This is a genomic window from Niastella caeni, from assembly GCF_004834005.1.
Taxonomy (GTDB): domain Bacteria; phylum Bacteroidota; class Bacteroidia; order Chitinophagales; family Chitinophagaceae; genus Niastella; species Niastella caeni.
In genome coordinates, this window is the sequence record NZ_STFF01000001.1 from 1553513 (window position 1) to 1579795 (window position 26283).

Annotated in this window: 25 protein-coding genes; 14 read left to right on the forward strand and 11 right to left on the reverse strand. The window is 41.6% G+C overall.

What is annotated here, in order from left to right:
* Positions 1–15: 15 nt before the first annotated feature.
* From FAM09_RS06200 to gldC, 6 genes are all read right to left on the reverse strand, one after another.
* Entirely contained in the window at positions 16–1407 is a 1392-nt protein-coding gene (locus FAM09_RS06200; RefSeq protein ID WP_166437040.1) for a POTRA domain-containing protein, read from the reverse strand.
* A 118-nt stretch (positions 1408–1525) separates the two neighbouring features.
* Positions 1526–2185, reverse strand: coding sequence for a CBS domain-containing protein (locus FAM09_RS06205; RefSeq protein WP_136576175.1), 660 nt, complete (start codon positions 2183–2185; stop codon positions 1526–1528).
* A gap of 156 nt (positions 2186–2341) precedes the next feature.
* The gene (locus FAM09_RS06210) at positions 2342–3118 is read right to left on the reverse strand and encodes an alpha/beta fold hydrolase (RefSeq protein ID WP_136576176.1); all 777 of its coding nucleotides are present in this window, start codon (positions 3116–3118) and stop codon (positions 2342–2344) included.
* A 132-nt stretch (positions 3119–3250) separates the two neighbouring features.
* Positions 3251–3793, reverse strand: a complete 543-nt coding sequence (locus FAM09_RS06215; protein WP_136576177.1) for a CvpA family protein — start codon at positions 3791–3793, stop codon at positions 3251–3253.
* Positions 3794–3932: 139 nt separating this feature from the next.
* The gene (locus tag FAM09_RS06220) at positions 3933–4385 is read right to left on the reverse strand and encodes a GatB/YqeY domain-containing protein (RefSeq protein WP_136576178.1); all 453 of its coding nucleotides are present in this window, start codon (positions 4383–4385) and stop codon (positions 3933–3935) included.
* A 17-nt stretch (positions 4386–4402) separates the two neighbouring features.
* Positions 4403–4750 (reverse strand): gliding motility protein GldC, encoded by a 348-nt coding sequence (gldC, locus tag FAM09_RS06225; protein WP_136576179.1) that lies wholly within the window; start codon positions 4748–4750, stop codon positions 4403–4405.
* Positions 4751–5314: 564 nt separating this feature from the next.
* Here gldC and FAM09_RS06230 point away from each other — a divergent pair.
* From FAM09_RS06230 to rpiB, 6 genes are all read left to right on the forward strand, one after another.
* On the forward strand, positions 5315–6046 hold the full coding sequence (locus FAM09_RS06230; protein WP_243751606.1) for a DUF4290 domain-containing protein: 732 nt from the start codon (positions 5315–5317) through the stop codon (positions 6044–6046).
* Between the two features lie 357 nt (positions 6047–6403).
* Positions 6404–7708 (forward strand): UDP-N-acetylglucosamine 1-carboxyvinyltransferase, encoded by a 1305-nt coding sequence (gene murA, locus FAM09_RS06235; RefSeq protein ID WP_136576180.1) that lies wholly within the window; start codon positions 6404–6406, stop codon positions 7706–7708.
* Between the two features lie 107 nt (positions 7709–7815).
* The gene (gene gmk / locus FAM09_RS06240; protein ID WP_136576181.1) at positions 7816–8394 is read left to right on the forward strand and encodes a guanylate kinase; all 579 of its coding nucleotides are present in this window, start codon (positions 7816–7818) and stop codon (positions 8392–8394) included.
* A 315-nt stretch (positions 8395–8709) separates the two neighbouring features.
* On the forward strand, positions 8710–9993 hold the full coding sequence (locus tag FAM09_RS06245) for a hemolysin family protein (RefSeq protein ID WP_136576182.1): 1284 nt from the start codon (positions 8710–8712) through the stop codon (positions 9991–9993).
* Positions 9994–10269: 276 nt separating this feature from the next.
* Positions 10270–11085 carry a twin-arginine translocase subunit TatC gene (gene tatC / locus FAM09_RS06250; protein WP_243751607.1) on the forward strand — a complete coding sequence of 272 codons (816 nt, stop codon included), beginning with the start codon at positions 10270–10272 and terminating at the stop codon, positions 11083–11085.
* 37 nt (positions 11086–11122) lie between these two features.
* Positions 11123–11569, forward strand: a complete 447-nt coding sequence (gene rpiB / locus FAM09_RS06255; RefSeq protein ID WP_136576184.1) for a ribose 5-phosphate isomerase B — start codon at positions 11123–11125, stop codon at positions 11567–11569.
* A gap of 156 nt (positions 11570–11725) precedes the next feature.
* On the opposite strand, the gene FAM09_RS06260 is transcribed toward rpiB, so the two are convergent.
* Together FAM09_RS06260 and FAM09_RS06265 are read right to left on the reverse strand one after the other, a co-directional pair.
* Positions 11726–12700 (reverse strand): deoxyhypusine synthase family protein, encoded by a 975-nt coding sequence (locus tag FAM09_RS06260; RefSeq protein ID WP_136576185.1) that lies wholly within the window; start codon positions 12698–12700, stop codon positions 11726–11728.
* A 302-nt stretch (positions 12701–13002) separates the two neighbouring features.
* Positions 13003–13455, reverse strand: coding sequence for a hypothetical protein (locus FAM09_RS06265; RefSeq protein WP_136576186.1), 453 nt, complete (start codon positions 13453–13455; stop codon positions 13003–13005).
* A 601-nt stretch (positions 13456–14056) separates the two neighbouring features.
* Here FAM09_RS06265 and FAM09_RS06270 point away from each other — a divergent pair.
* The 4 genes from FAM09_RS06270 (at position 14057) to asnB (ending at position 18081) form a co-directional block, all read left to right on the forward strand.
* Positions 14057–14641, forward strand: a complete 585-nt coding sequence (locus FAM09_RS06270; RefSeq protein WP_136576187.1) for an acyl carrier protein phosphodiesterase — start codon at positions 14057–14059, stop codon at positions 14639–14641.
* Positions 14642–14874: 233 nt separating this feature from the next.
* Positions 14875–15444, forward strand: coding sequence for a DUF2911 domain-containing protein (locus FAM09_RS06275; protein ID WP_136576188.1), 570 nt, complete (start codon positions 14875–14877; stop codon positions 15442–15444).
* 4 nt (positions 15445–15448) lie between these two features.
* Entirely contained in the window at positions 15449–16090 is a 642-nt protein-coding gene (locus tag FAM09_RS06280) for a DUF2911 domain-containing protein (protein WP_136576189.1), read from the forward strand.
* A gap of 149 nt (positions 16091–16239) precedes the next feature.
* A complete protein-coding gene (asnB, locus tag FAM09_RS06285) occupies positions 16240–18081 on the forward strand; it encodes an asparagine synthase (glutamine-hydrolyzing) (RefSeq protein ID WP_136576190.1) in 1842 nt (613 codons plus the stop codon).
* Between the two features lie 69 nt (positions 18082–18150).
* On the opposite strand, the gene FAM09_RS06290 is transcribed toward asnB, so the two are convergent.
* On the reverse strand, positions 18151–18585 hold the full coding sequence (locus tag FAM09_RS06290; protein WP_136576191.1) for a hypothetical protein: 435 nt from the start codon (positions 18583–18585) through the stop codon (positions 18151–18153).
* 406 nt (positions 18586–18991) lie between these two features.
* On the opposite strand from FAM09_RS06290, the gene FAM09_RS06295 reads away from it, so the two are divergent.
* Together FAM09_RS06295 and FAM09_RS06300 are read left to right on the forward strand one after the other, a co-directional pair.
* Positions 18992–20131, forward strand: coding sequence for a cystathionine gamma-synthase (locus tag FAM09_RS06295; protein WP_136576192.1), 1140 nt, complete (start codon positions 18992–18994; stop codon positions 20129–20131).
* 52 nt (positions 20132–20183) lie between these two features.
* Positions 20184–20957: a TIGR02757 family protein gene (locus tag FAM09_RS06300; protein ID WP_136576193.1), complete on the forward strand. Its 774-nt coding sequence runs from the start codon at positions 20184–20186 to the stop codon at positions 20955–20957.
* 55 nt (positions 20958–21012) lie between these two features.
* On the opposite strand, the gene FAM09_RS06305 is transcribed toward FAM09_RS06300, so the two are convergent.
* Positions 21013–23724, reverse strand: coding sequence for an outer membrane beta-barrel protein (locus tag FAM09_RS06305; RefSeq protein ID WP_136576194.1), 2712 nt, complete (start codon positions 23722–23724; stop codon positions 21013–21015).
* Between the two features lie 213 nt (positions 23725–23937).
* Here FAM09_RS06305 and FAM09_RS06310 point away from each other — a divergent pair, with 213 nt between their 5' ends.
* The gene (locus FAM09_RS06310) at positions 23938–24267 is read left to right on the forward strand and encodes a hypothetical protein (protein ID WP_136576195.1); all 330 of its coding nucleotides are present in this window, start codon (positions 23938–23940) and stop codon (positions 24265–24267) included.
* 20 nt (positions 24268–24287) lie between these two features.
* Complete coding sequence (locus FAM09_RS06315) at positions 24288–25412, forward strand: GNAT family N-acetyltransferase (protein ID WP_136576196.1); 1125 nt, start codon at positions 24288–24290, stop codon at positions 25410–25412.
* A gap of 88 nt (positions 25413–25500) precedes the next feature.
* On the opposite strand, the gene FAM09_RS06320 is transcribed toward FAM09_RS06315, so the two are convergent.
* A complete protein-coding gene (locus FAM09_RS06320; protein WP_136576197.1) occupies positions 25501–26163 on the reverse strand; it encodes a sterol desaturase family protein in 663 nt (220 codons plus the stop codon).
* Between the last annotated feature and the right edge of the window lie 120 nt (positions 26164–26283).

A 26283-nucleotide genomic window follows, 5' to 3' on the forward strand; every position in this document is an offset into this window, starting at 1 on the left:
AAATTTACCTGTCGTTTAAAAATCGTTCTTGATGTGTAAAAATAATCCGTTTTGGCCTAATTGGTTGAAGCTGTAATCGAGCCGCAAAATGAAGTCATAGAAAGTAACTATATCAAGCCCAAACCCTCCGGTATATAACATGCGGTTCGTGAGGGAATTATTAGTAAATGTTTTGTTGTAGGAATACCCTGCATCGCCAAACAAACGGGCATAAATACGAAAGGGTATACGATCGTGCGATTTTGATTTAATATAGGTAGGTACGCTAAAGCGGAATAACTCGTGCCGGTAGCTTTGCCTGGTTAAAAAGCCGGCTGAGCCATCAATTACATAATCTTCCAGCCCCCGCAGGTACATGTCGCCATAACCAAACATGCGCTGATTAATATAGGGCTGATTGAACGGGAAGCGCAGTGTGCCCAACCCCTGCCAACTGAAAAAATCTTTTTTGGTCAGTTGCCAGCCTTTGGTAGCTTTTCCGGTTAATTGCCACATGTTCATCTCCTTGCTGAAACCCTTCTTTGAAACACTTCCTTCGGCTATCCAGCCTTTGAGCGGAAAAGGTTTATAATCTACGTTTACATAATTGATGTTGTATATCAATTCAGGATAACTGACCTTATTTCGCAGAGAACCGTAGTATTTTGGATTTAATTCGTTTATGCGCGGATCAACCTGCTGATGGGTGTAAGATAAAATAACAGAATGTACGGTTCGTAAACCCGGGCGATACGTATAATCAATGTGGCCCGACCATTGTTTAATGCCTTCGCGCAGCGAATCAACAAAATGTTGTTGATTGTCGATAGTGGCATAGTTGATCTCCCGGTTATACGAATACGCAAATCCTATTCGATAACCATGTTTGAGCGTTTTATCGGCATAAGGTTGATCGTACTGAAATTGTATTTGCTGGGTATAGCCGGTAATAAGCCACAATTTTAGTTTATCGTTACGCCCGGTAAAGTTGTTGTAGGTAAACTTAAACCCATAATTCACGCGGTCTACTCCATAACCCTGTTTTGCCCATTCGTTCAAATTACGATCAACAGGTTTCAGGTATGGAATTGGGAAAATATACCATCGTTCTTTAACCTGTATTGAAATATCAACTACGTATCCACGAAATGCTTTCAATGAAATGATCACTTCATTAAATAAAGTGGTATTGATAAGTTGCTGGCGCGAAATTTCAAAAGCTTTTACGAGTTCGGGCAGGTATATAGAATCACCCGCTTTAAATGGCAACTCTCTTTCAATAATGTAAGGCTTGGTTCTTTTATTTCCTTCGATGATAATATCGCCTACAACAAATGGCGTGGAGTAATTACCGCTGTAATTAGGGGTTACAGTAGTTAAAGATTGCGAAGAATCAACGGGCGATGGTTGAGCATGCACCAGGGCCACGCAACACAACAATTTTGCTATTATGCAGTAAAATTTCTTTCCCATTCACATGCCCCGGCAAGCAGTTGCTTGTGTTTTCAGAATTTTAAAAAATAAGCTGGCTAATTCTAATGTTGTGCTAAATATTCAGATAATTCATCAAGTGGTCGTAATTGTTCCGCAGTTCGTTTTCGTATAATTCTTCGCCAAAATAATATTTTACATTGTATTCATATCGCTGAAATGTAGCAACAATATCAGAAATCTCGAATTTATTGATTTTTATTGCTACAAAAAAGGAACTGGTGTTATTATCCCAATAACTATTTAACTGCGTAATTTGAGCGTCATTGGTCTCTACCAGCTTGCTGAGTTCAGAAAATGAAAAGTTGCGTTGTTCCATTTCCAGCACAATTAACCCGCCGGGCTCGCTGGCCCCTGTGGTTTTACCCAATTCCTTTAACAGGTCAATAGCTGCAATGGAGCCTATAAATTCATTTTCCTTGTCAACAACCGGTACCAGGGAAAGATTATAATCATTCAACATTTGTACCGCCTCAATAAAGTGTGTATTGGCGTGTACAGCCACTTTTGAAAAGTGAGTATCAAGAGATTGGAGTGTAGCGCGTTCGTCGCTGTTCATCAGGTCGTCCTCAAATACCAGACCAAGGTATTTTTCTTCTGCCACTACAGGTAATTGCATAACATGGAACTCCGACATCAGGTCCAGCGCCTGAATAACCGTATCACTCAGGTTGAGTGTGGGAATCGTGGCTGATATTAATTCTTTATTAAGCACTGCTCAGAGTTTACCTACCTATATAGTGTTATACGATAAAAACCTGTAACTGGTTTGTATCCTTGTCAATCAAAAAGAAATATTTAATAGGTATTAACCTTAGGAAACAGTCAGGAAATTACCTTAACCAAATATAATCAATTATGACGATTGCAGTTAGGCTACCGCTGCAGGCTCATTCAATTTTGTCAAAAATTTATGGAGTATACGATTGAAATCATCCGGCACTTCCATCATAGGCGCATGACCACATTTATCAATAAAATGCAGCTCGCTGTTTGGAATTAACCGATGAAACTCCCGGCCTACAAACGGCGGGGTAATGGCATCATTATTACCCCAGATCAATAACGTGGGTTGTTTGATTTGATTGATATCCTCGCCCAGATTATTGCGGATGGCGCTTTTTGCCAGTGCAATTATTTTTATGGCTTTCAAACGGTTATTTACGATTTCGTACACTTCATCTACCAGTTCTTTGGTAGCAATTTTAGGGTCGTAAAAAGTTAACTCCGTTTTCTTCTTTATATAATCGTAGTCACCGCGCTTGGGATAAGTGTCACCCATACCATTCTCAAATAAACCAGAACTCCCGGTTAATATGAGCGATTTGATGCGTTCGGGTTGCTTCAACACATGCAAAATAGCAACATGACCGCCCAAAGAATTACCAAGCAGGTGAACATTCTGGAAATCGTGAAACTCAATAAATTTATGTACAAACTTTTGCAATCCCCCTACCGAGGTGTGCAAGAGGTCCATATCAAGCAAAGGGAGAATGGGAACCACAACTTTGTTATGGTTCTTGAAGTAATTGATCAAATCACCAAAGTTGCTAAGGGCTCCGAATAATCCATGCAAAAGTATTAGCGGTTCGCCTTCGCCTTCTTCAATATACTTGAATTTATCCACTTGTTTGATCGTATAATTCATCAGCTATGTCTGTTCAAGTCAGTCAATTAATCGCTAAAATAAACGTTTTACTGCAAATAATCCACCCTTGCAGTTTTACACCTGCAATTTTAATGTAAGCTACTGATTTTTTTACGTTTTTGTATATCTGCCTTAGCCTGACGCCTTTGGCGTAGCTAATCCATCAAAAAAGTTACTCAATTCAGTGAACATATCCTTAAACGCCGGAATAAGTTTTCCAAAACCATCAATTACCCAGGGGCCTAATGGTTGTAACCAGGACCAGGTAATAGAGTTAGCAAGCGTTTCGTCGCTAATGAGCTTCACCTTTTGCACAAAGAACAAGAATACACTGAGTGTAAACATATACAAAATAGTGTATAAAATTATCCCCCCTATTTTATTGGCCCACCCCATCATGGCCATTTCAACAGTCGATTCCAGTAAACTGGCCGCCCATCGTACCAATATTACTACGCCAATAAAAACCAGTGCAAATGATATGAATGGCAGCCATTTCGCGGATATATTAACGGAATCTTTTAAATATCCTGCTACTACCACCGATAATTTCATAGCAGCCGCTATGCCTGCAATAAACGCAAAAATGGAGAATACTGCAACAATTAGCCCGCGCCGTAATCCTTTGATAACGGCCATAACCAGAAATATTAAAACTAATATATCTATGATCATAGTTCTGAGATCCGAAGTCTGAGGTCTGATATCCCCTATTTTTAGGCTTTCTACTTCATTCTTCTACTCTCCATGCCTTGTTTACTTCTTTCTATCTGTATTTCCGGTATCCGACTTCTGACATCCGACTTCCCACTTCCTACTTCGCCAGTAACTCCTTCACCAGCGCGCTGATCGCCTTTCCATCGGCTTTACCAGCCAGTTGCTTGGTAGCTACACCCATTACTTTACCCATATCGGCTGGGGAAGAAGCGCCGGTTTCAGCAATTATGGTTGAAATAATGGCCTTCAGTTCTTCGCCGCTTAATTGTTTGGGTAAGAACTTTTCGATCACTTCAATTTCTTCCTGCTCTTTTTGTGCCAGATCGGTCCGGTTCTGCTGCTGGAAAATTTCCAGCGAATCTTTCCGCTGTTTTACCAGTTTCTGCAGTAATTTGATCTCATCCTCCTCTTTAATTTCACCGCCTGCACCTTCTGACGTTTTTGCCAGTATAATGGCTGCTTTAATGGCACGCAAACTACGCACCGTTTTTTCATCCTTGGCCAGCATGGCTGTTTTCAGTTCACCCTGGATCTTTTGTTCTAAGTTCATACAGCGGCTATTTTGGATTATAATTTATTTTCTTTTAATTGAATTTCGCGAAAACGGCCATAAAAATCTTTGGCAAAGTTTTTCATGAGCTCAACCAGTTCGGCCTGGTGGGTTGCCCGTTCAAAACTATCGGCCATAGTCATAATGGTTTGATAATAAAAATCAGCCATTTCATCTACCATCATTTCCTTCGTCCACAGGTCCATGCGCAAAGCCGATTTATCGGTCGCATCCCAAAAAGCCAACATCATAGCCCTGGCTTTCTGGGCCTGTTCAGCAGTGCTGTCGCTTGCCTTCCATAATATTTGATCAGGAATATTTTTTTCGTCAAGCGCTACATTGATGGTTATTGTCGATTGCCTCATTTTCTTTGATTATCAGTTTTTTATATTTTAGAATCGCAAAAGTACACCGATTTTAATAGTTTTTTGTACCTGAATAGCTGTAGAAATCCTGTAAATGTATATTAAACCACCTTCCGGTAAAATGCATTAGTACATATAATTATTTTTAAAAATACAGGCGATGCATAAACTTATTCCAAAAAATAACATACTAACCGGTTGGTAAATACAAGTTTATTTGATAATTTGGTGGAAACACTCCAAAATCTTCCAGATTTTTAATAAACCCTTACCCAATTGTAAATCTGTATCCGTGATTGACCTCTATCAAAGCTAATCTATCCATAAGGTGTCATTTGCAGCTGTAATAGTCACCTAATCACCAACATTTTTTGAAGCACCCCCTCTTAAACCGGATTATAATTTTTTACCATTCTGCCTTACCCAACCAGGATACCAGTTGGGCGGTGTGGCAATACCTCATTAACCTGTGGAAAAACCAATCCTTTATAGAAAGGGCCTTTAACAAGGCCTTTTCTTTTTGTTAACTTACTTTGTTACTTTTGTTAATCTTATATTTATAGAATGAATAGTATCGACAAAATGGAATACAACACTACCAGGAACCACCTGGTAATGCGTGAATACGGAAGGCATATTCAAAAAATGATTGAATACCTGCTGACGCTTGAAGACCATGAGATCCGCCAGCGCAATGCTTATGCGGTGATTGAACTGATGGGCTTTTTGAACCCACACTTAAAAAATGTAGAAGATTTCAGACATAAATTATGGGATCACCTGTTCCTGATCTCTGATTTTAAACTGGCGGTTGAATCGCCCTATCCCATTCCTACACGGGAAACATTAAAATCGAGACCGGGACCGCTGCCCTACCCCAAACGGTATCCCAAATTCTCGCACCTGGGTAAAAACCTTGAATTGGTTATAAATAAAGCATTGAAAGAAGATATTGGCGAAAAACGCCAGGGCTTTGCCAATGCTATCGCCTATTATATGAAGCTGGCTTATAATAACTGGCACAAAGAAACCGTACACGACGATGCCATCCAGGGCGAATTGACCAATATAACCGACGGTCAGCTAACATTCACCAATACACCTTATGTTCGCCAGCATCGCCCCAGCGATAACCGCGACCGGGATCGCGATCGTGGCGGATATGGCGATTATCGTAATAAACGTGGTGGTCAGAAATTTCAGGGACGTGGCGGACGCGATAATAGAGATGGCGGACGTGATAACCGTAACGACCGAAATGACCGGGGTGGTAAGTTCAAAAAAAGATATAAATAAGAGATAAGGTCGCCCGGAGTAAAAAGTGAAAGATTTGGAAATTAAGAAACAAAAGTAGGAGGTAAAAAGATCCTAATTTTTGCACTTTCCTATTTCCTGCGTCATACCTCTTACTTCGGGAGTTTCCAGCCTCCTGCAAATAGGCAGGTGGACAAAAGAATAAATAATAAATAAAAACCCCGACAGTAAAAGCTATTGTCGGGGTTTTATATTTGCACCTTAATAAACGTACCATTAATCAAAAAAACGTCCCGCCCCGCAACGCCTTAGCCCTCCGCGACCAGGTTAGGCGCCATAGCCTAAGGAATAGTGCAACCGGGACGACCCATGGGTAACAAAAAACCAGGAAAAGTAACTATGAATTCTTTTGAAGTCATCGGCGGTAAAAAATTAAAGGGGGAAATTGTTCCGCAAGGCGCAAAGAACGAAGCTTTGCAAATCATCAGTGCGGTATTACTTACACCCCAAAAAGTAACTATTACCAATATTCCCGACATTTTAGATGTTAACCTGCTTATTGAATTGCTGGGCGAAATGAATGTAAAGATCGAACGCCCGCAACGTGATACCTGTATTTTCCAGGCCGATGATGTGAATGTTGATTATCTGAGCAGCGATGCCTATAAACAAAAAAGCGGTCGCCTGCGGGGCTCCGTTATGCTGGCCGGCCCTATGCTGGCCCGTTTTAGAAAAGCCTTCATTCCCAAACCCGGTGGCGATAAAATCGGCCGCCGCAGACTGGATACCCATATCATTGGGTTTGAAAAACTGGGTGCTTCGTTCAATTATTTATCCGGAGACGGCTTTTTTGAGTTAAACGCACCCAATCTCAAAGGCACCTACCTCATGCTTGATGAACCCTCAGTAACGGGTACCGCCAATATTATTATGGCCGCTGTTATGGCTGAGGGCCTCACAACTATTTATAACGCCGCCTGCGAACCATATATACAGCAACTTTGCAAAATGCTCAACCGCATGGGCGCCAAAATAAGCGGTATCGGCAGCAACCTGCTGACCATCGAAGGCGTACAATCTCTCGGCGGAACCGAACACCGGATGTTGCCTGATATGATCGAGATCGGCTCTTTTATAGGCCTTGCGGCTATGACGCAAAGCGACATCATTATAAAAAATGCCGGTATCGAGCACCTGGGCATCATACCCGAAAAGTTTAAACAACTGGGTATTCAACTGCATTTTAAAGGCGATGATATTCATGTGCCCGCGCAGGAAGTGTATGAAATTCAAACCTTCCTCGATGGATCGGTGCTTACGATTTACGATCATCCCTGGCCGGGTTTTACGCCCGACCTGCTGAGCATTGTACTGGTTGTGGCCACCCAGGCCCGCGGTAGCGTGCTCATTCATCAAAAGATGTTTGAAAGCCGGTTATTTTTTGTAGATAAACTCCTTGATATGGGCGCCCAAATAATTTTATGCGACCCCCATCGCGCCGCTGTAATAGGTTTGGGAAGGAAGCAGAATTTGCGGGGTATTCAAATGACCAGTCCCGATATAAGAGCCGGGGTATCGCTGTTAATTGCAGCACTAAGTGCTGACGGAAAAAGTGTTATCCAGAATATTGAACAGATAGACCGCGGTTACCAGTACATTGACAAACGCCTGCAACAATTGGGTGCAGATATAAAAAGAATATAGAAAAAAGATACAGGTTACATGTTTCAGGTTACAAAGGGGTCCCTTAAACCACCCTTCCTGAAACTTGCAACCTGTAACCTGCAACAAAAAACAATTTATTATTATACATGCCCTTTCTTCCCAACCACAAAATCATTATCATTACGGCCCCTTCAGGAGCCGGTAAAACATCTATTACTCATTTCTTACTAAAAGAATTTCCGCAACTGGCTTTTTCCATATCTGTGGCCACCCGTAAAAGACGCGAAAACGAAAAAGAAGGAAAAGATTATTATTTTATTAGTGAAGAAGATTTTACCCGGAAGGTTCAGCATAATGAGTTTGTTGAGTGGGAAATGGTTTATGAAGGCAAATATTACGGTACGTTGAAATCTGAGCTGGAACGCATCTGGCATAACCAGCAAGTACCCGTACTGGATATTGATGTAAAAGGCGCGATCCACGTACAGCAACAGTATCCCGATACTACCCTTTCGATATTTGTAGAACCGCCGTCTGTTGATGAGTTAAAGCGGCGGTTGAGCTCCCGCGGTACCGAAACCGCAGAAAGCCTGCAGGCGCGGGTAAACAAAGCCTCCTATGAAATTTCTTTTAAACATCATTTTCATAGTGTTATCCTGAACGATAACCTCGATAAGGCCTGTAAACAGGCACAGGAAGTGGTTAAAAAGTTTCTGAACGCTTAATAGATCTTTATTGCTTAACAGAATCGACGGCAAATAAATTACCGTTCCCGGCATACCAGTTCAGGTTACCAGGAGGTAATTTTAAGCCTCCTGCATGGCATTTATCGCCCTCCAGGCGCCGCCTGGCCTGCTTTGATTGCGTAATGTTCCAGGTTACAAGGCTGACTGAAATTTGAGCCCTGTAACCCGGAGGCTTGAAACTCAGATCTCATCGGGGTAAGCACTGCAATCCAGGCACCGCCGCAACTGGCAACAGGGGAACCGGTAATCAGACCTTGATTCTTCTGCCTTTTTTTATAATTTCGTACCCGAACTATGAGTCTTCTTACCATTTTAGGCATTTGCATCGGCATAGCCTTTTTGTTGGTCGCTTATTTTGCCGGCATTGAGGTATCCTTTACTTCGGCAAACCGGCTGAATATTGAATTAAAAAAGAAACAAGGCGCCAACAGCGGTATTTTGTTATCCAATCTGTTCGACAATCCTTCCCGTTTTATAGGCACCAATGTAGTGGGGTTCAGCTTTTTTCTTACGGCCGTAGTTTTATTGGGTTCAATCTACTGGAATGAAGTATTCCATTGGGATACCATGGAATTCTCCCAACGCTCATTTCTTAATTTTTTCCGACTGCTTTTTGAGATCGCGGTATCATGGGTGATTATTATCTTCTTAGGCGAATGCATCCCCAAAGCCATTTTTAAGGCAAAAAGCGACAGCCTGCTCTCTTTTTCAGCCCGCATAGGCTTGCTGGGCTTATTCGATTCTTTATTTTACTGGATAGCAGCCGCCTTTGTAAAATTGTCAATATTTATTCTGAATGTGATCTTCGATATGCGAATCGATAAGCGAAAAGAGCCATTTTCACGCAGCGATCTCGATCACTTTTTTCAGCAAACCAGCGAATATAATAGTGACGGTACCGACATGAATACCGAGTTATTTGAGAATGCTTTGTCGTTACCCAAAATAAAAGTGCGCGAATGCCTGGTACCTCGTAAAGAAATTGAGGCCATTGAGCTGAATACCACCGTTGAGGATGCCCGCAAAAAATTTATTTCCACCCGGTTGAGCAAGCTTATTGTTTATGGGGGAAATATTGACCATATTCTCGGCTATATTCACCAGCTTGATCTGTTCAAGCAGCCCGACCACATCAAAGAAATACTGCTGCCAATTCCGGCTATACCCGAAAGCATGAGCGCTACCGACCTCATCAATAAATTCACCAAAGACCGCAAAAGCATTGCCTGGGTAGTGGATGAATTTGGTGGAACCGCCGGTATAGTTACCATGGAAGACCTGCTGGAAGAGATCTTTGGCGAAATAAAAGACGAGTACGACGTAGAAGAGTTTGAAGAAAAAATGATCTCGGAAGATGAATACATCTTATCGGGGCGTCTTGAACTGGATTACCTGATAGAAAAATACAAACTCGAATTCCCGGAAAACGATTCAGAAACCCTTTCGGGCTTCATCATTCACCAGCACGAAACCATACCCCGCTTAAAAGAGCGTATCATCATTGGCAATTACGAATTTGAGGTATTGAACGTAAGCGATACCCGTATTGAAATGGTGCGGTTAAAAATCCTGAGATAGATTCACAGGTTCAAAATTGAACCGCATGGTACATTTTGGATACCCAGCCTCTCACAGCCCGTAATTTCCTTTCTGCCTGGTTGCCAAATTTGATAATTCGCAAGTAAATCATTCCCAACCATCTACTGTCAGCGCCCCCAATTTCATGCCCTTAACAACCTTTATGTTGGTTCCAACCTGAGAAGCCTTAAATTTGCCCGGCTTTTTATATTTTTCAGACATTATGGCGATCCTATGGCGTTAACCTTTTTTGATAGAAGGAGCAATGATAGCGAGATGACCTTTATTGATCATCTTGAACAACTGCGCTGGCATATTATGCGATCTGTGCTGGCCATTTTAGTTGCAGCGGTAGTTATTTTTATAAATATCGATTGGGTATTTGATTACATTGTTATGGGACCGGTGCGCAATAATTTTGTCTCGTACCGGTTACTGTGCAACCTTAGCCATTCACTGCATATTGGCGATGCGTTATGTATGCCGCCAATACCCCCCGGCTATAAACTGCTTGGCAACACAGTAAGTGGCCCCTTCATGTCGGCCATTCAAATTGGTATAATTGGTGGTTTTATTGCCGCATTTCCTTTCATTTTCTGGGAATTTTGGAAATTCGTTAAACCGGCTTTATCCCCCAAAGAATTAAAATACTCCCGCAATGCCATATTCTTTGTATCGCTGTTCTTCTTTATAGGAGCAGGTTTCGGGTATTTTGTATTAGGGCCTTTTACCTTTAATTTTCTGGCCAATTTTACCCTGGGCACTGCTGGTTTATATGAATACAAACCGGCTTTGGCAGACTACATCGATAACCTGGTAAACATTATTTTAGGTTGCGGTATTGCTTTCGAATTACCGGTATTATCTTATGTGCTGACCAAAATCGGGTTAATTACACCCCACTTCCTTTCAACCTATCGCAAATATGCTTATGTAGCCATCCTGGTGGTGTCGGCGATCATTACGCCATCGCCCGACTGGACCAGCCAAATGATCGTATTTTTGCCGCTGGTATTCTTATATGAATTAAGCGTAATAGTTTCTAAACGCGTTTATAAAAAGGACCAGGAGGAACAGGATAACTGGCAATAAAACATTTTATAAATAATAGTTAGTCAACGCAATTAATATGTTCGATCTTTCAAAACCCATTGCCATTGGCAGCGACCATGCAGGATATGATTATAAAGTGGAACTTGTAAAATGGTTAGCTGAAAAAGGCTATCAACTCAGCGACAAAGGCGTCGATGAAAACAAGTCGGTAGACTATCCTGATTATGCGCATCCCGTTGCTAATTCGGTAGAAAAAGGCGAAGTGGCGTTTGGTATTTTGCTCTGCGGAAGCGCCAATGGCGTTTGTATTACAGCCAACAAACACCAGGGCATACGCGCCGGTTTGGCCTTTGAAACAGAAGTGGCCAAATTAATTCGTCAGCATAACGACGCAAACATAATTTGTATTCCTGCCCGTTTTGTATCGTTGGAATCTGCCAAACAAATGATCGAAATTTTTATAAGTACTCCTTTTGAAGGTGGGCGTCACCAGACAAGAGTAAATAAGATAGCTTGCGTTTAATTGGCTAACGCAATGAAATGACAACGGCCCCGCACAAACACGGGGCCGTTTTTATTTTATGCAAAAATCAAATACGTTTACTCAATTGTAAATTAGAATCAAGAAAAAAGCCTCCCCGATGCATCGGGGAGGCTCATTAACAAGCGATTAATATTTTTACCAACCTAAAACGTAGGCAAAAATGAGCGGCGCTACGATAGTAGCATCACTTTCAACAATATATTTTGGGGTGGAAATATCTAATTTACCCCAGGTAATTTTTTCATTAGGCACGGCTCCGGAATAAGAGCCATAGGATGTAGTTGAATCAGAGATCTGGCAGAAATAGCTCCAGAAAGGAACATCATGCCATTCCAGGTCCTGGTACATCATAGGAACAACGCAAATAGGGAAATCCCCGGCAATACCACCGCCAATCTGGAAAAATCCAACGCCCTTGCCTTCGCTGTTTTTGCGGTACCAGTCGGCCAGCCACACCATGTATTCAATACCACTTTTCATGGTGGTAGCCTTCATTTCGTTTTTAATTACATACGAAGCAAAGATGTTACCCAGGGTACTATCTTCCCAGCCACCAACTATAATGGGAATGTTCTTTTCAGCGGCCGCGATCATCCAGCTATCCTTTGTATTGATCTGGTAATTCTTTTCCATTACTTTACTCAGCAACAGCTTATACATGAATTCATGCGGGAAATAGCGTTCGCCTTTAGCATCGGCATCTTTCCACAGCTTAACTATGTTATGCTGAATACTACGAAAAGCCTCTTCTTCTGGGATACAGGTATCGGTAACACGGTTCAGTCCCTGTTCCAGTAACTCCCACTCCTGTTGCGGTGTAAGGTCTCGGTAATTGGGAATGCGTTTATAATGATCATGGGCCACCAGGTTCATAACATCTTCTTCCAGGTTAGCACCCGTGCAGCTTATAATTTGCACCTTGTCCTGACGGATCATTTCGGCCAGTGAAACACCCAGTTCGGCGGTACTCATAGCACCAGCCAGCGTAACCATCATTTTTCCGCCTTCCAGTAAATGGGTCTCATACCCTTTGGCTGCATCCACCAGGGCTGCCGCATTAAAATGCCGGTAATGATGTTGTATAAATTGCGAAATGGGTCCTTTACTCATGATCATTTTTTTATGTGGCGGCAAAGGTAGGGAAATGGGGGGCAATGGGCAATAGACAATTGGCAACAGGTAATAAACAAAAATTGAGCTTTCTGCGCTGAAAAATATGAGGTAAGAAGTAGGAAGTACGAAATTCGCGAACATCCAGCCTCCTGCTTCTACATTCGTGAGGCCGAAATTAAACAATACTTCGACATTCAAACCCTTCTTATCTCCTACTTCCTACTTCCCAAAATCAAAGGCCCCCGAAAAATCAGGAGCCTTTTCTTTCCAACTAAAACCAACTATAAGAAAAACCTTTATTATACAGTTTGTTTCCTTTCTTTTTTAAACACTTCCCAGCCATTGGCCCCGTTTGATTTTAGTACCACTTTGTGATCACCGCTTTCGAGCGTTACATAGTATACGTTCTCGCTATTGGCGGCCATTTCAAAAAGGTCGGTAATCCAATAATCGCTGTAATTTTTCTTTAGATCTGTGAGCAGGTTAATAGGAAGTTGACCTGAAACAATGTTACGGGTAACACCTAACAGGTTGCCGGCAGGGGAATAATACGCATACACAACTTGCTCGTTCAATGTAAAGGTGGCTTTTACAAATTCCCGGGTAGTTACCCATTGTACATTCTGCGCTCCGGCAAATTCTTTCTGGAAAGTTTTAACGATCTTGTCATTCACTTCTTCGTTACCATTGGCAAAGGCACTGCTGATGCCAGTTATAAATACAAATACGCCAATGAGAATTTTGTTTTTCATGTTGCTATTTTTTACTTTAATTCAAATGAATATGGGCATATGAAACATCCTGGCTATAGGGATACCCATGCCCGTTTACTTTTTATTGTTTACTTAATGTTCTAAGCGGTATGAATAATATGTAGCAGCTTGTTGAAAATTGTTACAGGTACCGGAAGATTATTTTTTTCTTAGCTACATCCACACTGAATTGAGCATTGTGTAATAGCACTGGTTACAGTAACCAATACTATACGTGAAGAAAACTTTTTCATGGCTATACTTTTTAAACCTGACGAATCAAGTTCTTTATTGATTAGTCGACACAAAAGTAAAAGAGGTTACACTGCCATCACGAAAATTATGACTAATGGTGTAGTATGTTAAACCAGGTTAAACAAAATACCGGCTTGACTGCTGCCAAAATCGCTGTAACGCAAGCTGGTAAAGGGTTGCAACAAATTGTTTAAATATTTCTTAAAACAAGGTTAATCGATCGTTAAATTGTAATTGTGGAAAGCGCCAGACCTGAAAAAGCTGAAATTTTATTAATTCTTTTTCTCATTTTTCTTACTTAAACCCGAGGTAATACGTTATATTGTCATAATAACATTCATAACCGTTGAATTACCTGGCGCACGCATATTTATCCTTCAATCAGCCGGCAATCCTGGCAGGCAACCTTATTAGCGATTTCGTGAAAGGGAAGCAACTCAATCTTTATCCTGAAGATGTACGTAAGGGAATTATACTCCATCGGGCCATTGATTCCTTTACCGATGAACATGCCGCTACCAGGGAAGCAAAAAATATCTTTAAACCCCATTACCGTTTATACAGCGCTGCCTTTATTGATGTAACCTACGATCATTTTCTGGCAAACGACTGGCAGCAGTTTACCGATGATTCTTTATCAGCATTCTCTCAAGAGGTATATAATTCTCTGGATAAATACCTGGATGTTTTTCCCGAACCCTTCAGGCAAATGTTTCCCTACATGAAACAGCAAAACTGGCTGTATAACTACCGCAACCGGTCGGGCATAGAACGGAGCTTTGCCGGCGTGGTTCACCGTTCGGCCTATTTAACAGACAGCCAAACGGCCTTTAAACTGTTTGAAGAAAACTATAATAAGTTGCAGCAGTACTACGTTGATTTTTTTCCGGCCCTCCACAAATACGCCTTTAATACATTGCAAAATTTGTAAAGACAAAACTGACCAACCGATTAAAATCTTTTTAAAAGTTATTCATCCCGAAGGATTTTTTTTACCAAAATCGTTTAATGAATAGAAAGAAGAGTTAGCAGGGAATCTTTCTAACTTTTATTTTTGCCGATTAATTACAAATGCAGGGGGTGTAACACACTTCTTAAGGGAATAAAAGTTCCATACAACGCATCGCCCGAGTAAAATCGTCTTAACCATTAAAAAATATGCAGATGAAGCAATTGGGGGTTTTGTTTTTTGGATTAGCAGTTATAAGCGCAACCGTAAATGCCCAGTTTAAAGCGCCAGCCCTGGATAAATCGCCCATGGATATGAGCTATTATCCGGTCAATTTTCCCATCCTGAAGATCCAGAATAAAGCCACAGAACCATTGCTGGCCCGGGTATTATACAGCCGGCCGCAAAAAAACGGTCGTGACGTGTTTGGAGAACTGATCGAATATGGCAAAATCTGGCGGCTTGGCGCTAACGAAGCCACTGAAATTGAATTGTATAAAGATGTAAAAATTAATAATACGCGGCTTAAAAAGGGCCGGTACAGTATATATGCCATACCCTACCATGACAAATGGACGTTGATCTTTAACAGAGAAACCGATATTTGGGGCGCATTTCAGTACGACGATAAAAAAGATGTGCTACGCACAGATGTTAAGCTGGAAAAACAACAGGAAGCCATTGAGGCTTTTACCCTGTTATTCGATAAAACCGATTCCGGGGCAAATATGATTATGGCCTGGGATAAAGTGAAAGCTACTTTGCCGATCACCTTTATAAAATAAAATCATGTACCAAACCAGGCCTTTAATAAAGCTTTGCTGTTTAGTATGGATGTTGGGCGTTTTGATAGGATGCGATCAAAATTCTACATCGGGTAATAATACAGTAACCATTACACCCACAGTTACTCCCAACAAACCCACTGAAAAGGAAATTCAGCCGGGCTTGGATAAATCACCCATGGATATGAGCTATTATCCGGTTGATTACCCCAAGCTAAAAATGGCTGGCAATGTTTCAGAACCCCTTATTGCCCGGGTGATTTACAGCAGGCCACAAAAAAATAACCGTACTGTATTTGGCGACCTCGTAAAATATGGCTCGGTATGGCGATTGGGCGCTAATGAGGCCTCTGAAATTGAGTTTTTTAAGGATGTTACCATAAATAACAAAAAAGTATTGAAAGGCCGCTATGTTATTTATTGCATTCCTCAGGAAAATACCTGGACGCTGGTGCTGAATAATGACTTATATACCTGGGGTCTGAAAATCGATTCTTCCAAAGACGAGTATAAGTTTGACATTCCTGTTGCCAAAACACGTTTCCCTTATGAGCTGTTTACCATGGAATTTGAAAAGGCCGGCAAGGGCATGCAATTAAATATGGAATGGGACAGCGCAAAGGCTAGTCTGCCTATTAGTTGGTGAGTAGCGAGTAGCAAGTGGGGAAGGCACCTTCCGCAAATAAATGGAATTTTAGCATTGGTATAAGGCCTGGAGAATTTATTACTGCCGGAGTTAGCTAGCCCACTACCTACTAACTACTTACTACTGGCTTTTTTCTCTATCTTGTTGCCATGTGTGGCATTGCAGGTATTATAACCAATCAATCCGATCGGCTCTCTGTTCATCGCCTGAAAAAAATGACGGCGGCGCTGGCTCACCGCGGACCTGATGGTGAAGGACACTGGATCAATGAAAACAACGCCGCGGGCTTTGGCCACCGCCGTTTATCCATTATTGACCTGGGCCCAACCGGTGCGCAACCCATGCACTATCTGAGCCGGTATACTATCATTCACAACGGAGAAATCTATAATTACCTTGAAGTAAAGGAAATGTTAGTGCAAAAGGGTTATTCCTTTTGCAGTCAATCCGACACCGAGGTAATAATGGCGGCTTATGATTGTTTCCACTCCAACTGCCTGCAATACTTCGATGGGATGTTTGCTTTTGCCATATGGGACGCACAGGAACAAACGTTATTTGCAGCAAGGGACCGGTTTGGGGAAAAACCATTTTATTATTATTTCGACGACAACCAGTTTGTATTTGCCAGTGAAATGAAGGCATTATGGGCCGCGGGCATTGAAAAGCAGTTCAATGAAAAAATGTTTTTCAATTATTTCACGCTGGGGTATACCCAAAATCCAACCAACGCCGAAGAAACTTTTTATTCCGGCATCAATAAACTGCCTGCCCGTTCTTACATACAGTATCATTTACCCGAACACCGCATAACCCGATCGCTATATTGGGATATAGACGTAGACTTCATTGATGAAACCATAACCGAGCAAAAAATTACAACACAGTTTAACAGGTTGTTCAACCAATCGGTTCAAAGAAGGTTGAGAAGCGATGTACCAATAGGTACATCTGTAAGCGGCGGGCTCGATAGTTCGTGTGTGCTGGCCGGTATTCAGGTAACGGCGCCTCACCAATACAAAACCTTTTCTGCCATATTTCCCGGGTTCAGGAAAGATGAATCGACCTGGATAAAACGCATATCTGACCACTTTGCTACCCAAAACTATACCGTGCAACCAAATGCCGACCGCGTGATCGGTGATTTTGAAAAAATATGTTACCACCAGGAAGAACCCTTTCAATCGGCCAGCGTTGCAGCACAATATTATGTGTATGAATTGGCCCGGCAACAACAGGTAAAAGTTTTGCTCGATGGCCAGGGCGCCGATGAAATATTAGCCGGCTATCACAAATATTATCATTGGTACTGGCAACAATTGTTCAGACAGGATAAAAGCATGCTGCACCACGAACTGAACCAGGCCCGTTCCTTAGGCATTTCAGAACCCTGGGGTATTAAAAATAAGCTCGCCGCAGCCTTGCCAACCTATGCCGGGTGGTATCTCCGACGCCAAAGGTCCCGGCAGCAGCTTCGCCTGCACGATCTTACTTCATCATTTGTTAAAGAATATGGAGAGTCTTATTACGACATTGCCCATTTTGATGAATTAAACAACGTACTTTATTACAACACATTTGTAAACGGGCTGGAAGAATTGTTACGATATGCCGATAGAAACTCCATGGCGCATGGCACTGAAGTACGTTTGCCGTTTTTAAACCATGAGCTGGTACAGCTATTGTTCTCAACACCAGCCCGTTACAAGATCCGTGACGGATATACAAAATGGTTGCTGCGAAAAAGTATGGAAGAAAAACTGCCCGCAGGCCTGGCCTGGCGAACAGATAAAATAGGGTTTGAACCACCACAGCAACAATGGATGAGTGACCCGCGTTTACAGGAATATGTACACGAATCAAAAAGAACATTGGTTAAACGCGGCATGCTGAAAGAACAGGCTTTAAATAAAAAAATTCAGCCGCAAGAAGCTCATGCGGCTGATAATTATGACTGGCGCTACCTTGTAGCCGGGCAGTTATTGCGCTGAAATTTATAAAACACCTTGAGGGTTTTGCCTTAGCTGTTGCAACCTTCAAGGCATAAAAGACAGGTTGCGTTAAACCTTCTTGTATTTTTCTACCAACTGGCTATTACCATCCACATCTACCTTCAATGTATACCAGCGTTCGTTATCTTCCAGTTTAATGTAGTAAGCAATAATACCAGCGTAAGTGACTTCTGTTACACCGAACATTTTTTTCTTTGGGTTCTCTTTATTGATCTTATTGAGGATATATAAAGGAAGTAATTGAGGTGCATAATAACGAAGCGAGCTCATCATATTACCCTCTTTGTCATAGTTTACTTTGGATCTGATGCCGCCACTTACAAAGCTAACTGCATAGTAGTTGGGAAATTCTTCCCAGCGAACCTCCTGGGCGCTGCTGAATGTTTCATTAAATGCTTTTAATACCCTTTCGTTTGGATCGAATGCGTAGGCTCCTGCTGTTGTTACCAGCACGGCGAACATAATGGCTATCACTTTTTTCATGGCTTTATAAATTTAAAATGCTTGAATGATGAACCAAATGTATACTGAACAACAGGGTAAGTCAAGACAATTAGTACCGGCGGGGGGTTCAAGACAAGATCTACGAACATTTTCGCACAAGTGCCAATGGCAAGCGTTATTGCCGATCGCAGCAAATGCAGCAGCATAAAGCGTTTGCAGAATGTTTCAGTTAATTTCAAAAGGTAGGTTAAGCTTCTGTTAAACTGGAGATCCGGGTTAACCAATGGGCAATTTGCAATAGACAATAGGCAAAACTTCAATTGTTCGGAAAGCCCGATTTTTGGCAAGCCTTGCCTATTGCTTATTGTCCATTGCCAATTGATTTTTCCGCATCTTTGCACCTATATCAAAGACCAATCATTAAAACATTTATTTAGAAGAAGATATGAAACCAGGAACAAAATGCATACATGCCGGAGCTGAACCTGATCCTTCAACCGGGGCAATTATGACGCCTATTTACCAAACATCTACGTTTGTGCAGGAAGCACCCGGAAAAAATAAAGGGTTTGAATATGCCCGTTCACAAAACCCCACCCGGTTTGCATTGGAAGAAGCTTTGGCTGTTATTGAAAACGGGAAGTATGGGCTGGCCTTTAGCAGTGGCGTAGCAGCTACCGACGCTGTAATAAAATTGTTACAACCCGGCGATGAAGTTATTGCGGCCAATGATATGTACGGCGGAACGTATCGTTTATTCACTAAAATATTCGAAAAATTCGGCATTCGCTTTCATTATGTAAACATGCAGGAGGCCGAAAATATACAACCCTATATAAATAAGAATACGAAGCTCATTTGGACCGAAACGCCTACCAACCCGCTGATCAATATTGTAGATATTGCAGCAGTGGCAGCTATAACCAAAGCCAACAATATTCTCCTGTGTGTTGATAACACTTTCGCTTCACCCTATCTGCAAAACCCACTCGATCTGGGCGCCGATATTGTGATGCACTCCGCTACCAAATACCTGGGTGGCCACAGTGATGTTATTCAGGGCGCACTCGTTATGAATGACCAGGCGCTGCGCGATCAATTGTACTTTATTCAAAAAAGTTGCGGCGCCGTACCAGGTCCCATGGATTGTTTTTTGGTGTTACGCGGTATTAAAACCCTGCATATACGCATGCAACGTCATTGTGAGAACGGAGAAAAAATAGCGCATTTCTTACGCAATCATCCCAAGGTAGGACATGTTTATTGGTGCGGTTTTAATGATCATCCGGGATATGCTGTAGCCAAAAAACAAATGCGCGGCTTTGGTGGCATGATCAGCTTTACTTTAAAAGATGATAGCGTGGAAACAGCCATGAAATTATTATCCTCAACCAAAGTATTTGCGCTGGCCGAAAGCCTGGGTGGAGTAGAGTCGCTTATCAATCACCCGGCCACCATGACGCATGCTTCCATTCCGCGGGAAGAACGCATAAAGAATGGATTGAGCGATTCGCTGATCAGGTTAAGCGTGGGCATCGAAGATGCCGAAGATCTCATTGACGATCTGAAATCCGCAATTGGATAACGGTTGCGGCCTTCAACATTCATCATTCAACATTCGTTATTCGATATCTATAATGAAACAGCCATCTTTAAAAGATTTTCTGAACAGGAAAACGGAGGAATACAATCAACCTTCGTTTATTAAAGATGATCCTGTTTCTATACCTCATTTATTTACCCGGCAGCAGGATATTGAAATAGCAGGATTTTTTGCAGCCATTTTTGCCTGGGGCAATCGTACAATTATTATCAACAAATCGCGTGAACTAATGCAGGCGATGGATATGTCGCCGCATCAGTTCGTGCTGCAACACAATGATAATGATCTAAAAAAATTACTGTCGTTCAAGCACCGTACTTTCAATACAACCGATCTGTTGTATTTCATCGAATTCTTAAAATTCCATTATTCAGGTCATAAAACACTGGAAACCGCTTTTACCCGAAGCATGCATAAAACCGATGCTACTACTGAAAATGCGTTGGCCGGTTTTCACCATTATTTCTTTTCACTGGAACATGTACCTGCCCGTACCCGTAAACATATTGCAACACCCGATAAAAATTCTACCTGTAAGCGGCTGAGTATGTTCCTGCGATGGATGGTACGCCAGGACAATAGCGGTGTTGATTTTGGTATTTGGAAGAACATTTCCCCCGCTCAACTAATTTGCCCTATTGACCTGCACGTAGCCCGGGTTGCCAAACGGTTTAACCTGTTGCCTCGTAAACAGATCGACTGGCAGGCTGCGCTTGAACTAACTACCTGTCTGCGTAAATTAGATCCCGACGATCCGGTCAAGTATGACTTTGCGTTATTTGGTTTAGGCGTTATAGAGAAGTTTTAGATAGCGAAGGATTATACAAGGAGGAACCATCTGTAAAGGTAACCTCCACACCGTTTTATTTTGTATTAAACTTCCTTAAATTATATATGAAACTCAGCAAAAAGTATTGTTGTAACACCTGTGTTTGCCGGTCTTCAATATAGGTTTGTGTAACGCTGCGATATACGCCTGCATTTTGTTTAAGAATATCGTATACAGCCAGCCGCAATATGCCCTGCTTTTTTTTGAACAATAAACAATTAACGGCCGCACTCCACATCGTAACGCTTTTGTTAAACCCTGGAGCTATCTGACTGTTATAGTTATACTGTAGATTATTTTCCAGTATCAACCATTTGGGCTGGTTCCAAAAAGCGCTCAACGAAAAGGTTTTGGTATTGAATGAAGCATCTTGTATCGATTGCGAAGAATACCGGGTCCTGTTAAACCGAATGTTAAAGGTGGGCAAAATGCTGAGCTGCTGTTTATACATAAAATTCAAGCCGATGGACTGTGAAAAACTGTACGCATTGGACGTTACGCTTACCTTATTCGTAAATGTATTATTCCGGTTATAATAACCATTACTGCCCAGGTTCATCCGAAGGGTTGTTTCTCTTTTTTTCCAGGTTTTACTATACTGGAGGTTACCCGACATGCCAAAGTTGCCGTTTACATTCACCGGCTGGCTAAGCTGTTTACCAACATCATCGAACCAGGTTTGATAAATAATTTGATTTTGGGTGGTATTGAAACTAAGGCCTGTAAACCAGTAGTTGTTACCTTTTGATTCCCGCACCTGTACATTAATGTTATGGAAGAACGAGGGCTGCAGATCGGGATTCCCTAGCTGCACATACAAAGGATTGCTGTTATCGGGTACCGGCTGTAATTGTTGAATGGAAGGCTGCTGGCTGCGGCCATTATAATACAGGGTGGCGCTACCAGTCTTACTAAAATTATAACCCAGGTTGGCAGAAGGCGTGAAGTTCACGAAATACTGATGCAACAATTCGCCGTTAGTAACCGATAAATTATCCTGCGTTAAAAACTGTATTCCTGAGCCAATAGAAGCGCGGTACTGGTTTTTGTTAAAGGAAAAGCTGATATCTGGCGTGTGCGCTTCATTCGTATTTCGAAAAGCATTGGTGAACGCCGAGTCTTCTAAATCATATTTACCGGTAGCCGCATTAAACCGGTTCGTGATCTTATCTGAGTAATTGTAATTACGGTTGTAGTTATACCTGAATATGGCATTAATGTACTTATTCACCGGTTCAGAATAGGTAGCCGTAAAAGATAGTATTTTGCCGGTGCTTTTTCCATCACTCCGTTGATTTACCAGGTCGGTGCTATCGGGCAGACCATTTTTATAAAAATCATTTTGTCCAATATTATCACTAACCGAACGCTGATCGTTATAATTATAATTAAACCCAAGGGTTACCCCCCGGCCCGGTTTCAAAAACCGACGGCTGAAGAAAAATTCGGTGCTAAAATTCTTCCCATCTCCTTTTGTACTATAGGTGTTTTCACCGGTATTGATTATTTGATCGTCTAAACCTAAAGAAGCAGCCTGCTTGGTATTAACCGCATCATTATTATTACCGTTAACGTATGAATTAATATGTATTTCGGTAAGCGTATCAATAGTATAACTGGCATTAAGCGAAAAGCGATGGTTGATGTAATCGTTTACGCTGTTGTTATCGGAGTTGTAAAAAAATGAAGAATCGTTTAAAATATTCCGCCGCTGCGACTTTGATAAATTATCGGTATGACTTTTATTATAAAAATAGCTACCGTTTAATTTTAACTGGCGGCCAATATTTTCACTGAAATTCAAACCACCCGAAGCAGCACGGGTAAGCCCTCCTCCGCCACCATCGAGGGTACTGCGGCTATTGGAGATGTTAAAATCTTCGCCCGAAATACTTCCGCGATTGGTATTATTGGCATTGCCAATTACGCTGAACTGTTTTGATCCATTAAAAAAATTAACCATTGCCGATCCTTCATATCGATCATTGGAGCCATAGCCTGCGCTTACTCTTCCAAACCATCCCCTTTGTACTTCTTTTCGCAGCGATAGATTTATTGCGAGGTCTTCATTGCCATTGGAAGTTTTATTAAAGCGCGCCTCGCGACTTTTGTTATCAACCACCTGTAATTTATCAATAATATCTTTTGGTAGGTTTTTAATAGCAATTTTGGGATCGCCGCCAAAAAACTCCCTGCCCTCCACCATGATTTTTGTTACCTTTTTTCCATTGATCATAATATTTCCATCCCTATCCACCTCAACACCCGGCAATTGCTTTAGCAGGTCTTCTACCATGGCATTGGGCATGGTCTTGAAGGAAGAAACGTTGAATTCCAGGGTATCAGGTTTTACTGACACCGGTGGTCGAAGTGCAGTAACGGTCACTGCTTTCAATTCATTAAAAGATTTAACCAGCAGAATGGTATCGAGGCGTAACTCCTTACTATCAGGAGCAAGGGTAATTAATTTAGAAAATACTTCGTAACCCCTATGCGTAACGATCAGATTACAGTGGGTGTTCAGTGGAATATCAGTAACGGTAAATTCACCTTTATCACCAGACAGTGCATAGTTAACAAGGGCAGAATCTTTTGCCAGATAAACGGCTATTGAAGTAGATTCGAGTGAACGGCGGCTTAAAGAATCGATGACAATGCCTTTAATAGTACCATAACGGGGCCGTTGTGCCTGTACACAGGTACCTATGAAGAGTAAGCATACAATTATTCCAGCACTCCAACGCATATCCCGAGAATAAGGTTAAAATGTTACAGTGAAGTGAGGGTCAGTGATGCTATTTCTTCAGGATTGTACCATTCGCTCCTGGCACATCCTTTTGTAAAAATACTTAAATGAAGCCATAAGAAATGACCACCTATAAAATTTCTTAGGCTTACGCAAACAATACCCGTTGCGTAGCATATTTTTTTTATGTAAAATGTATTTATTTACACACTTATGCAATTGTCAGAAGAAAATATCCCGCTGGTGCAACAGGAACTAAGCAACGATTTTAACCTTCCTGTCACAAATAATAAACAGGTGTTGGTGGAAGCGCTGGCCGAGGGTATCAATCATTTAATTCAGACAGATTTTGCACGCCTTATCAACATGTTATATCGTATCGATATCTCTGAAAAAACCCTTAAAGAAACCCTTGAACAGCAGGCTGATACCGATGCCGGGGTGTTAATTGCTGACCTGATCATTGAAAGACAGCTAAAAAAACTACAAATGAGGGCCCAATTCAAACCCCAACAGAATATTCCGGATGACGATAAATGGTGAATAATTCCTAAGTTCGCTACATGAACCTGATAGAGGTAGCAACCTGGCAGCAGGCACGTGACTTTTTAGACCTGCCAAAACGATTATATAAAAATGATCCGAACTGGATCTGCCCATTGAATAGTGATGTGGAAGCAATATTCGACCCTTCCCGTAACGTTTTTTTTTCCCATGGCATATGTAACCGCTGGTTACTGGCAGATAAGAACGGACAATTTATTGGCCGTATAGCCGCCTTTATAAATTACGAGAAATCACATAAAAATCCGCAACCAACAGGCGGTGTAGGCTTTTTTGAATGTATACAGGATGAAAAAGCCGCCTTTTTATTGCTCGATACCGCCAAAGCCTGGCTAAAAAGCAAGGGTATGGAGGCTATGGACGGCCCTATTAATTTTGGGGAGAACGATAAATACTGGGGTTTGCTGATCCACGGGTTCAAATCACCCAGCCTGGGCATGAACTATAACCCGCCCTATTACAAAGATTTTTTTGAATCGTATGGTTTTACAAAATTATATGACCAGCTAACTAATTTTTTAGACGCTACCACTCCCCTGCCTGAACGGTTCACCAAGATCTCCGACTGGGTGATGAAGAAACCGGATTATTCCTTCCGGCACTTTGATAAAAAACAATTCGACCAGTTTGCAGCTGACTTTCGCGAGATCTATAACGATGCCTGGAGCGACTTTGAAAACTTCACCCCAATTGAAATGGGGACTATTAAGGAGTCTTTCCGGCAAATGAAAGCCATTATGGATGAAAAAATAATCTGGTTTGCCTATTATAAAAATGAGCCCATAGCAGTGGTGCTCTGTTTGCCAGATGTAAACCAGATATTAAAACATGTGAACGGTAAACTAAACCTGTGGGGTAAGTTAAAATTCTTCTGGTATTCAAAAACAATGACCGTCGACCGGCTGCGGATCATTATTATGGGATGTAAAAAGAAATTTCAAAACCACGGTATTGAATCGGCGCTTATTCGTTGTTTACAATTGGAAGTTTTACCACGCAATACCATTAAGGGGGTTGAGCTGGCCTGGGTGGGCGACTTTAACGATAAAATGCTCGCCCTGCATGAAGCCACCGGGGCAAAACAAGATAAGATACATAGGACCTACCGGATAGTATTCAGTTGATAAGTTAAAGAGGGAAACCCTTATGATGTAAGCCTGCCTGCAGGCAGGCTTGCCAACATTTTAACTTATCAACTAGTTAACTTGTCAACTAATTTTTAAACATCAGATCTTTCACTTTCTCCTTATCCTCCTTTTCTTTCTTCAAATCGAACATGGTTCCAAAAACCCTGTCCCAAATGGTAGTACTAACACCATAACCCTTATTATCATTTTTGTAATGATGCAGGTGGTGATTGCGCCAAAGAGGTTTCATCCATTTAAAAGGCGGATTCCAGGCGTGGATAGCATAATGCATACTACCGTATAAGAGGTACCCAAGAATAAAACCGGGGAAGAACATAAAAACATGCTGCTTCATGACCAGGTACATCAACCCAAATATGGCTGAGGCCAGAATAACGCTTGGTACGGGTGGCAGAAATAGCCGTTGTCTGTCGCGCGGATAATGATGGTGATTACCATGCATCGTGTATACAAATTTTTGTATCCGCGGGTTTTCGCTTACCCAATGATATAAAAAACGATGAGCTATATATTCAAAGAAGGTCCAAAAAAGCAGAGCGCCAAAAAATGTGAGAACAATACGCAAAGCCGAAAATCCAAAATGATCATAACTATAATATAACATAAAAATGATCACCGGCACATACATACCCCAAATAACAAGGGGATGTGTTTTAGTGAGCATCTCGAGGTATTGGTTTTGAAACAACCGTGCCTGTCCTTTATTATGTATCTTCTCAAATTGCATAACCCGGTAGTTGTGGCAAAAATACAAAATTCAGGTGCAAATATTATGTATAACCCTATTATGGAAAAAAGGTTTAGATCAATGAGCAATTTATTTGATTTTTTTACTAACGGAGATGTT